The organism is Streptomyces sp. NPDC004658 (genome assembly GCF_040609555.1).
Classification (GTDB): domain Bacteria; phylum Actinomycetota; class Actinomycetes; order Streptomycetales; family Streptomycetaceae; genus Streptomyces.
In genome coordinates this window covers 1-9657 of the sequence record NZ_JBEXKG010000223.1, presented here as the reverse complement: position 1 = coordinate 9657, position 9657 = coordinate 1, and the positions used below count along the sequence as shown (strand labels likewise).

Below are 9657 nucleotides of genomic sequence, written 5' to 3'. Positions count from 1 at the left end.
CGCGCCGTGCGCGGCCCGGGCGTGTCCGGCGTGTGCCATGCCCCCGCCGGGAGCCAGCGCGTGCATGCCGAGCAGCCCGGCCAGCAGGGCGAGCACGAACAGCCCGCGGTGCCGCCGCTGGGGCGGTCGCTGGGCGTGCGCTCGGGTGCCGGTCATCGGGGACATCGTACGAGGGCCGGACGCGGCCGCCGTACGGGGGCACGCCGGGGCGCGCCCGCCGTACCGGAGCGCAGGGGGGCGAGCAGCGTCGCACGGCACCAGACCCCGCCCCCTGGTCCGGCCTGATCCAAACGGAAGACCCTAGGCGCTGGAGCGGACGACCAGGCGGGTGGGGAGGATCAGCGGGGTCGGGTCCTGTCCGTTGACGAGCGCGACGAGCATGCGCGCCATCTCCCGTCCGAGAGCCGTGATGGGCTGGTGGACGGTCGTGAGGGGCGGATCGGCGATCCGGGCGACGGCCAGATCGTCGAAGCCGACCACAGCGACGTCGGCGGGGACCACTCGGCCGGCCTCCCGCAACGCGCGCAGCGCTCCCGCCCCCATGTTGTCGTTGGCGGCGAACACCCCGTCCAGATCGGGGTGGTCCGCCAGCAGCGCGGCCATGGCGGCGGCTCCGCTGGACTCGGTGAAGTCCCCCTCCTGCGGCGGGAACGGATGAAGTCCGGCGGCCAGCATCGCGTCCCGGTAGCCGCGGTACCGGGCACGCCCGGCCTCGGTGTCCAGGCGCCCGCAGATCGCGGCCACGCGGGTCCGGCCACGCGAGACCAGGTACTCGGTCGCCTCACGCGCTCCGCCGACGTTGTCGACGTCCACGTACCACCGGGGGGCCGGGCCGACGGGGCGTCCGCCGAACACGACGGGCATCTCCGCCTCCTCGGCCGTGCGGGCCAGCGGATCGTCCTCGCGCAGCGCCATCAGCATGACACCGTCGGCACCCCGGGACCGAAGGAGTTCCTCCACCCGTTTGCGGCCTCGGTCGGAAGCGGCCAGGCACAGCATCAGGTGCAGGTCGGCCTCCTCCAGAGCGGCCGACGCCCCCACGATCACCTGGGCGAAGAACGGGTCCGCGAAGATCGACGGGTCTTCTCCCGAGATGACCAGGGCAGCCGCGCCTGTCTGCCGGGTGGCCAGGGCGCGGGCGGTCGGATTGGGTACGTAACCGAGCTCCCGTACGGCCCGTTCGACCGCCTGGCGTTTGGCGGGGCTGACGTGCGGAGCGTTGTTGAGGGCGCGGGAGGCCACGGAGCGGGAGACTCCGGCGCGCTCGGCCACCTCGTCGAGCGTCGGATGCCGACGTGGCGTGTCTTCTGCCCTCACCATGAGCCTTTCCTAGCCGACCTGACCGGAAGCGTCTCACCCGCGATGCACTTCTGGAAGCGCTTCCAGTTGAGCAGGCGCAGAATACACCTCAGCAGAGAGCGGGTGCACGCCGACTCTTGACAGCCTCGTCCGTCCACTCCACGATACCGACCGCACCTCCTCCCGTGGAACTGGGACCGCTTCCAGTGGGAGCGCTCCCAGGACCTGTCGGCCCTGTGAGGTGCCGTACCACCGCACTACCTCAGCGCGTCGCACGCCCGGGACGGGAGCGTGCGGCGCACCCCCCGCCAGGAAACCGAGGTACAGTCATGCGCCGCAGACTCCGCGCCCTCTCGGCAGCGCTCTTCGCCCTGCCGCTCGCGCTCGCCGTCGCACCGTCCGCACACGCCGCCGACCCGACGACCATGACCAGCGGGTTCTACGTGGACCCCGACTCCAGCGCGCGGCGATGGGTCGCCGCCAACCCCGGTGACGGCCGGGCGTCCGCGATCAGCGCCTCCATCGCCAACACCCCGATGGCCCGCTGGTTCGGCTCCTGGAGCGGCACCATCGGCACCGCCACGGGGGCGTACGCGGGAGCGGCGGACGCCACGGACAAACTGCCCGTCCTCGTCGCCTACAACATCTACAACCGCGACTACTGCGGCGGGCACTCCGCCGGCGGAGCCGCCTCGCCGTCCGCCTACGCGACCTGGATCGCCCAGTTCGCCGGCGGGATCGCGGGCCGCCCGGCCGTCGTCATCCTCGAACCGGACTCCCTCGGGGACTACGGCTGCATGACGCAGGCCCAGATCACCGAACGCCAGGGCATGCTGACCGGGGCCCTCACCCAGTTCGCCCGCCAGGCACCCAACACCTGGGTCTACCTGGACGCCGGCAACCCGGGCTGGGCCAGTCCCGCGACCATGGCACAGCGCCTCAACGACGCCGGCCTGCGCCAGGCCCACGGCTTCTCGCTCAACATCTCCAACTACTTCACCACCGCCGAGAACACCGCCTACGGCAATGCCGTCAACAGTGAACTGAGCGCCCGCTACGGCTACACCAAGCCGTTCGTCGTGGACACCAGCCGCAACGGCAACGGCTCGAACGGGCAGTGGTGCAACCCCGCCGGCCGCCGTATCGGCACCCCCACGCGGACCGGCGGCGGCGCCGAGATGCTCCTGTGGATCAAGACCCCGGGCGAGTCCGACGGCAACTGCGGCGTGGGGGCCGGCTCCTCGGCCGGACAGTTCCTCCCCGAGGTCGCCTACAAGATGATCTACGGCTACTGAGCCGCCGGCTGCCCACAGACGATCGGCGACCCGCTGCACGGCGGGTCCGCCCTCCACGCATCGGTCAGGAGAAACGATGAAAACCCGCCGACTGAGGCGCCGTGCGGCTGCCGTCCTGGCGTCGCTCACCGCCTGCGTCGCCCTCACCGCGACGCAGGCGCAGGCCGCACCCGTACCGGGGGCCCTCACCCCGGCCACGAAGTTCTACGTGGACCCGCACAGCAAGGCCGCGAAGCAGGCCGTGGTGGACTTCCGCAACGGCGACATCGAGGACGCCGCGAACATGGCCAGACTCGCGAGCTGGCCGCAGGCCGAGTGGTTCACCGAGGGCACGCCCGAGGAGACGCGCACCGGGGTGGACCATCTCGTCCGCCGGGCCCGCGCCGTGCACCGGACCCCCCTCCTGGTCGCCTACAACGTCCCGGGCCGGGACTGCACGCAGTACTCCAGCGGCGGAGCCGCCTCCTCCGCCGCCTACCGGCAGTGGATCGACGCCTTCGCCGCCGGCATCGGCGACAGCGGGGCGGTGGTCGTCGTGGAACCCGACGGCCTGGCCCTGCTCCCCCAGGACTGCGGGCCCGCCACCGACCCGACAGGGGCGCTCACGGCCGCCCGCATCGCCGACCTCACCTACGCCGTCAGGACCCTGAAGGCCAAGCCGCGCACCGCTGTGTACCTGGACGCGGGCAACGTCCAGTGGCGATCCGTCGGCGACATGGCGCAGCGGCTGCTGGACGCCGGGGTCCGGTACGCCGACGGTTTCGCCCTGAACGTGTCCAACACCCATCCCACCGACCACAACGCCCGGTACGGCACCTGGATCGCGAAGTGCATGTGGTACGCCACCGACGGACCCGAGCAGGCACGCGGCCACACCGACTGGTGCGCCAGCCAGTACTACTCGTCCGCCGCCCCCAACGACGGCGCCCCGGGCAACAGCGTCTCCTCCGCCGACCCCGCCACCTGGCGGTGGACCGACGCCTGGTACGACCGGAACACGGGCACCCCGCCGGCCGGCGAGTTGCGTCACTTCGTGATCGACACCAGCCGCAACGGTCAGGGCGCCTGGACCCCGGAACCGGGCAAGTACAGCGGGGATCCGGAGGCCTGGTGCAACGCGCCCGGCCGTGGCCTCGGCCCGCGTCCCACCGCCGACACCGGAGTCCCGCTCGTGGACGCCTACCTGTGGATCAAGATCCCGGGTGAGTCCGACGGCAGCTGCACCCGCAACACCGGCGGCACGATCGACCCCGAGTACGGCATCGTCGACCCGCCCGCCGGTACCTGGTGGCCCGACCAGGCCCACACACTGGCCCGCAACGCGGTGCCGCGCCTGGTGTTCAACCGCTGACCGCTCCCCGCCCCTGGTCGCCGCCGCCGCTGACGATCCGTCACACCATGCGGCGGCAGCTCAGCATGAGACCGGCCGAACGTGGTTACAGATGACCACAGGTACACCGAGCCCATACCCTCGGCACCTGCCTTGACCTGGGGCGACACCGGTTCTCAGGGGAACCGGTGAGAAGAGGAGCGAGCCGTGTTCTACTACCTGCTCAAGTACGTGGTCCTGGGCCCGCTGCTCAGAGTGGTCTTCCGGCCCCGGATCGAGGGCCTGGAGCACGTGCCCGCGTCGGGGCCGGCGATCATCGCGGGGAACCATCTGTCGTTCTCGGACCATTTCCTGATGCCGGCGATACTCAAACGCCGCATCACCTTCCTCGCCAAGGCGGAGTACTTCACCGGCCCCGGGGTGAAGGGCCGGCTCACCGCCTTCTTCTTCCGCAGCGCCGGGCAGATCCCGGTGGACCGCTCCGGCAAGGAGGCGGGGCAGGCCGCGATCCGCGAGGGGCTCGGGGTCCTGCGCAGGGGGGAACTGCTCGGCATCTACCCGGAGGGCACCCGTTCGCACGACGGCAGGCTGTACAAGGGCAAGGTCGGGGTCGCCGTGATGGCCCTGAAGGCAGGTGTCCCGGTGGTGCCGTGCGCGATGATCGGCACGTTCGAGGCGCAGCCGCCCGGGAAGGTCGTCCCCAGGATCCACCCGGTGACCATCCGCTTCGGCGAGCCCCTGGACTTCTCGCGCTACGCCGGCATGGAACAGGAGAAGGCCGTACTGCGGGCGGTCACCGACGAGATCGTCTACTCCATCCTGGCGCTGTCCGGGCAGGAGTACGTCGACGAGTACGCGGCCGTCGTCAAGGAGCGGCAGGCGGCGGAGCAGAACGCGAAGCGCAGGTTCCCCCGGGCGCCGCTCAGTTGACCTCTGCCGTCGGCAGAAACAAGGCGGCGGGCCGGGGCCGGATGCCTAGGCTCGCCGCATGAAGACTGCTGTGGTGATCGGGGCGAGCGGGCAGATCGGGCGTCCGGTGGTGGAGGCGCTGACGCGGGACGGCTGGGCGGTGACGGCCGCCTCGCGCGGCGGCGGCCGGGACGCGGCGTGGGACGCGGGGGTGCGGACGGTGCGGCTGGACCGCGCCGACCGCACGGCCCTGGCCGCGGTGGTGGGCGACGGCTGCGACCTGCTGGTCGACCTGGTCGCCTACGACGCCGGGCACGCGCGCCAGGTGACGGGGCTCGCGGGCCGGATCGGCTCGGCGGTGGTGATCTCCAGTGTGTCCGTGTACGAGGACGGCGCGGGGCGGGGCTTCGACACGATGGGCGAGCCGGACGGCTTCCCGGACTACCCGCTGCCCATCCCCGAGAGCCAGCCGACGGTCGCTCCGGGTGAGGCCACCTACAGCACCCGCAAGGCGGCGTTGGAGCGGGAACTCCTCGCTGCCGGCCCGGAGTTGCCGGTCACCGTGCTGAGGGCGGGAGCGGTGCACGGGCCGTACAGCCCGCTGCCGCGCGAGCTGTACTTCGTGATGCGGAACCTGGACGGACGGCACGACCGGGTGCTCGCGTACCGGGGTGAGAGCCGGTTCCATCCGGCCAGTGCCCACAACATCGCCGAGCTGGTGCGGCTGGCGGCGGCCCGGCCGGGCTCCCGGGTGCTCAACGCCTGTGACGGCCAGGCGCCGACGGTCGCCCGGATCGGCGCCGCGATCGACGCCGTGATGGGGGTGGAGACCCGGACCGTGCACCTCGACGGGCCGCCGGCCGGCTCGGTGGGGCGGACGCCGTGGTCGGTGCCGCGTCCGGTGGTGTGCGACATGTCCGCCGCCGAGCGGGAGTTGGGCTACCGGCCGGTGGTGTCGTACGCCGAGAGTCTGCCGCAGACGGTGGAGTGGCTGACCGGTGCGCTGCGCGGCCGGGACTGGCGGGAGGCCTTCCCGCTGCTCGCCCAGGCCTATCCGGACCTGTTCGACTACGCGGCGGAGGACGCCTGGCGCACGGCGTAGCGGCCGTACGCGCGAAAGGGGCGGCCGGGAAAGGTCCGGCCGCCCCTCGTCACCGTGCCGGTGCGGTCACGGCTTGGGCGTGGCGTGCGGGGCGCAGGTCACGTCCTTGCCGTCCAGCGTGCCGTCGAGCAGGTAGGCGTCGACGCGCTGGTTGATGCAGGGGTTGACCAGGCTGGTCACGCCGTGGGAGCCCGCGTTCTTCTCGGTGATCAGACGGGAGCCCTTGAAGCGCTTGTGCAGTTCGACGGCGCCCGGGTACGGGGTGGCGGCGTCACGCGTGGACTGGACGATCAGGACCTTCGGCAGTCCCTTGTGCGTCGTGACCTCGACCGGGGTGTGCTGCTTGCTCGGCCACGTGGCACAGGGCAGGTTCATCCAGGCATTGGCCCAGGTCATGAATGGATAGTCCCTGTTCAGCCGGGTGTTGTCCCGGTTCCACTTCTGCCAGCTGGTGGGCCACTTGGCGTCGGCGCACTCGACGGCGGTGTAGACGGCGTTGCCGTTCTCCGCGGAGATGTTGCCGGCCGTGTCCGACAGGTCCGGGGCGGCGGCGTCGACCAGCGCCTGGGTGTCACCGGCGACGTACTTGCTGAAGACCGTGGCGACCGGCACCCACGAGGAGTCGTAGTAGGGCGCGCTCTGGAAGAAGGAGATCAGCTCGGCCGGGCCGACGACCCCGCCGATCGGGTTCTTCTTGGCGGTGGCGCGCAGCTTCAGCCACTTGTCCTGCACGGCGGCGCGGGTGGTGCCGAGGTGGAAGGCGGCGTCGTTGGCGGCGACCCAGTCCTCCCAGTCCTTCCAGCGGCCCTCGAAGGCGACGTCCTGGTCGAGGTTGGCCTCGTACCAGATCTTCTCGCGCGAGGGGTTGACCACGCTGTCCACGACCATGCGGCGCACGTGGCCGGGGAAGAGCGTGCCGTAGACGGCGCCGAGGTAGGTGCCGTAGGAGACGCCGAGGTAGTTGAGCTTCCTCTCGCCCAGGGCGGCGCGGATGACGTCGAGGTCGCGGGCGGTGTTGGGCGTGGTCATGTGCGGCAGCATGGCGCCGCTGCGCTCGGCGCAGCCCTCCGCGTACTCACGGGCCAGCTTGCGCTGCGCGGTCTTGTCGGCCTCGCTGTCGGGCACCGGGTCCATCTTGGGCGCCTTGACGAACTCCTGCGGGTCGACGCAGGAGATGGGCGCCGAGTGGCCGACGCCGCGCGGGTCGAAGCCGACGAAGTCGTAGGCCTTGGCGACGTTCGCCCAGACCGGGGCCTTCGTCGTGACCCGGCGCGGGAAGCGCAGACCGGAGCCTCCGGGGCCGCCCGGGTTGTAGACGAGCGCGCCCTGGCGCTCCTTCTGCGTGCCGGTGTTGCCGATGCGGTCCACGGCGAGCTTGATCTGCTTGCCGTAGGGGTGGGCGTAGTCGAGCGGCACGCTGACCCAGCCGCACTGGATGGGCTTCTCCAGCCCCCAGTCGGCCGGACAGTCCTGCCACGTGATGCCCTCCTTGGCGGCCCGGGCGGCGGCGATCTCGGCGCCCTTGGCCTCCCGGTCCTGCGCGGGCCGGCCGGCGGCACCGGCCGCGGGTGCCGAGATCGCGCCGGCGATCAGAGTGGCGGTGACGAGTGCTCCGGCGGAACCGAGTGCCATCAGGCGGCTCTTCGGTCTGTTGTCCCTCAAGTGGGCCCCTCCCCATACCTCGCTGCGAGTTGTCAGGCGGGGATCCTCTCGGCTGCGGGTCGGCTGGGAACAGGGGTCGTCACCGATCTTTACCAATCCGATAACCGGATGATCATGTTCGGATCCATGGACTGCCCGGATGCCTCAGCCGAGCCCGGCCAGCGCCTCGTCCAGGAGCCCGCGCAGTCGCAGCGCGTCCGGCGCGACGGCGGTGACCAGGGCGGCGGGCCCCGCCAGGGGCACCAGCGAAGCGTCCTCCCCCAGCATCCGCGCGGCCACCGGGGCCTCGGCGAACTCGGGCCGTACGACGACGAGTTGCCCCACCGCGCGACGGCCCGACAGCACGGCCGGCCCGTCCCAGCCGCCCGGCGCGCCGGGACCGCAGGCCAGTTCCTGGTCCAGTACGGTCCGGCCGCCGACCCGCACGGTGAGCCGGCTGGTCAGGCGCCCGGACTGCTCCCCGGCCCGCCCCAGCACCTGCTCCTCGCGCAGCACGAGCCGGGCCCCGGCGGCCAGCTCGGCCCGGGTGGTGACCCGCAGGTCGCTGCCGCCGGCCAGGATCAACTGCTCCGGCAGCCAGCGCAGTTCGGCACCGGCGGCCACGTCGAGCCGGACGTCGTACCGGGCCTCGCCCTTGGCCTGGCCGGGCAGGGCGAGGGTGGCGGCGGCCGATCCGACGTACAGCCGGGCCCCCTCCTCCACCCGGGCGGCCAGCGTGAAGCGGTCGCCGCCGAGCGGCCCGCTCATCGCGCCGACGACCATGACCCTCGCCTCGGCTCCGGCGGACCGGGTACGGCGCGGCGCCAGCGGTCCCTCGCCGTCCAGGACGGGCAGCGCCGTACCGCCGCGGCCGTCGGCGCGGGCGACGATCCGGGCGCTCCCCCGGACCCCGGTGACGGTCACGCCGTCCACGCGGCGAGCCGCTCGCGGACCCAGGCGGCCACGTCGCCGACACCGGTCTCGCCGCGCAGCGACTGGAAGACGACGGGGAGTTCGGCCCGCTGCGCCTTGGCGTCGGCGGCCATCCGGGCGAGGTCGGAGCCGACGTAGGGGGCGAGGTCGGTCTTGTTGACGACCAGGAGGTCGGCGGTGGTGACGCCCGGGCCGCCCTTGCGCGGGATGTCGTCGCCGCCCGCCACGTCGATCACGAAGATCTGGGCGTCCACGAGCCCCTTGGAGAAGGTGGCCGTCAGGTTGTCGCCGCCGGACTCCACGAGGATCAGGTCGAGGGGGCCGACCGCGTCCTCCAGGTCCTCGACGGCTTCGAGGTTGGCGGAGATGTCGTCGCGGATCGCGGTGTGCGGGCAGGCGCCCGTCTCGACGGCGGTGATCCGCTCGGGCGGCAGCACGGCCTCCCGGAGCAGGAACTCGGCGTCCTCGCGGGTGTAGATGTCGTTGGTGACGACGGCGAGGGACAACTCGTCGCGCAGCGCCCGGCACAGGGCGGCGACGGTGGCGGTCTTGCCCGAGCCGACCGGGCCGCCGAGCCCGATCCGCAGGGCCCGGCGGGTCCCGTCGGGGCGGCGCGCGTCCGCGCTGAGGGCGGCGGGGGCCGGGTGGGTGTGGTCGAGGTGCATGGACGGCTCCTGTGAGTGGTCGGTTCTCAGCCGGGCGAGTCGGTCGGGCGTGCGGGCGGACTCATGACGCGAACAGCCGCACGGGCCAGCCCGCGTGCCACTCGGCCCCCACCTCCAGCAGCGGCGCGGAAGCCGCGGGCAGCGCGTCGACCCCCTCACCGGCCACCCGCCGCGCCGCCTCCACGGCAGAGTCCGCCACGCGGTCCAGTTCGGGGGCCAGCCGGGCGAGCACCGCGGTCGCGTCGAACGGGTCGAGGCTCAGCAACCGCACAGTGGCCGTCGCCGGACCGCTCACGCTCTCGTACACCGCGCAGTGGGCCGCGTCCTCGGGCCCCAGTCCGGCCGCCCGGGCGGCGAGACCGAGCACGACCGGCTGATGCGCGCCCTTGGGGAACCGGCGGGCCACGGCGTCCAGTTCGGCGGACGGCCAGGTGCCCCTGGCGGCCCGCAGCAGTTGCCGGCCCAGGCGCCGCGCCGCGGCCC

The 9657-nt window shown here is 72.8% G+C and carries 9 protein-coding genes; 4 read left to right on the top strand and 5 right to left on the bottom strand.

Annotated elements, in window-relative coordinates; translation table 11 throughout:
* Positions 1-300: 300 nt before the first annotated feature.
* Positions 301-1320: a LacI family DNA-binding transcriptional regulator gene (locus tag ABZV94_RS37790; RefSeq protein ID WP_356348919.1), complete on the bottom strand. Its 1020-nt coding sequence runs from the start codon at positions 1318-1320 to the stop codon at positions 301-303.
* Between the two features lie 308 nt (positions 1321-1628).
* Here ABZV94_RS37790 and ABZV94_RS37785 point away from each other — a divergent pair, with 308 nt between their 5' ends.
* The 4 genes from ABZV94_RS37785 to ABZV94_RS37770 all read left to right on the top strand — a co-directional run bounded on the left by ABZV94_RS37785 (position 1629) and on the right by ABZV94_RS37770 (position 5935).
* Positions 1629-2594, top strand: a complete 966-nt coding sequence (locus tag ABZV94_RS37785) for a glycoside hydrolase family 6 protein (RefSeq protein WP_356348917.1) — start codon at positions 1629-1631, stop codon at positions 2592-2594.
* A gap of 76 nt (positions 2595-2670) precedes the next feature.
* Positions 2671-3945 carry a glycoside hydrolase family 6 protein gene (locus ABZV94_RS37780; protein WP_356348915.1) on the top strand — a complete coding sequence of 425 codons (1275 nt, stop codon included), beginning with the start codon at positions 2671-2673 and terminating at the stop codon, positions 3943-3945.
* Positions 3946-4131: 186 nt separating this feature from the next.
* The gene (locus ABZV94_RS37775) at positions 4132-4854 is read left to right on the top strand and encodes a lysophospholipid acyltransferase family protein (RefSeq protein WP_356348913.1); all 723 of its coding nucleotides are present in this window, start codon (positions 4132-4134) and stop codon (positions 4852-4854) included.
* Positions 4855-4924: 70 nt separating this feature from the next.
* Positions 4925-5935 (top strand): NAD(P)-dependent oxidoreductase, encoded by a 1011-nt coding sequence (locus tag ABZV94_RS37770; protein WP_356348922.1) that lies wholly within the window; start codon positions 4925-4927, stop codon positions 5933-5935.
* Between the two features lie 66 nt (positions 5936-6001).
* Here the strand turns inward: ABZV94_RS37770 and ABZV94_RS37765 are convergent, their stop codons facing one another.
* The 4 genes from ABZV94_RS37765 to ABZV94_RS37750 form a co-directional block, all read right to left on the bottom strand.
* Positions 6002-7567 (bottom strand): alpha/beta hydrolase, encoded by a 1566-nt coding sequence (locus ABZV94_RS37765; protein ID WP_356348911.1) that lies wholly within the window; start codon positions 7565-7567, stop codon positions 6002-6004.
* 174 nt (positions 7568-7741) lie between these two features.
* Positions 7742-8500, bottom strand: coding sequence for an urease accessory protein UreD (locus tag ABZV94_RS37760; RefSeq protein WP_356348909.1), 759 nt, complete (start codon positions 8498-8500; stop codon positions 7742-7744).
* Positions 8497-9174 carry an urease accessory protein UreG gene (ureG, locus tag ABZV94_RS37755; protein WP_356348906.1) on the bottom strand — a complete coding sequence of 226 codons (678 nt, stop codon included), beginning with the start codon at positions 9172-9174 and terminating at the stop codon, positions 8497-8499. Before ureG ends, ABZV94_RS37760 begins: the two co-directional genes overlap by 4 nt.
* A gap of 61 nt (positions 9175-9235) precedes the next feature.
* On the bottom strand, positions 9236-9657 hold a 422-nt coding region (locus tag ABZV94_RS37750), incomplete at its 5' end, for an urease accessory UreF family protein (protein ID WP_356348903.1).

What these genes read in the sequence shown, in the direction of transcription:
- ABZV94_RS37780 (WP_356348915.1), top strand. Translation starts at nt 2,671, where the DNA reads ATGAAAACCCGCCGACTGAGGCGCCGTGCGGCTGCCGTCCTGGCGTCG.
- ABZV94_RS37765 (WP_356348911.1), bottom strand. Translation starts at nt 7,567, where the DNA reads ATGGCACTCGGTTCCGCCGGAGCACTCGTCACCGCCACTCTGATCGCC.
- ABZV94_RS37785 (WP_356348917.1), top strand. Translation starts at nt 1,629, where the DNA reads ATGCGCCGCAGACTCCGCGCCCTCTCGGCAGCGCTCTTCGCCCTGCCG.
- ureG (WP_356348906.1), bottom strand. Translation starts at nt 9,174, where the DNA reads ATGCACCTCGACCACACCCACCCGGCCCCCGCCGCCCTCAGCGCGGAC.
- ABZV94_RS37790 (WP_356348919.1), bottom strand. Translation starts at nt 1,320, where the DNA reads ATGGTGAGGGCAGAAGACACGCCACGTCGGCATCCGACGCTCGACGAG.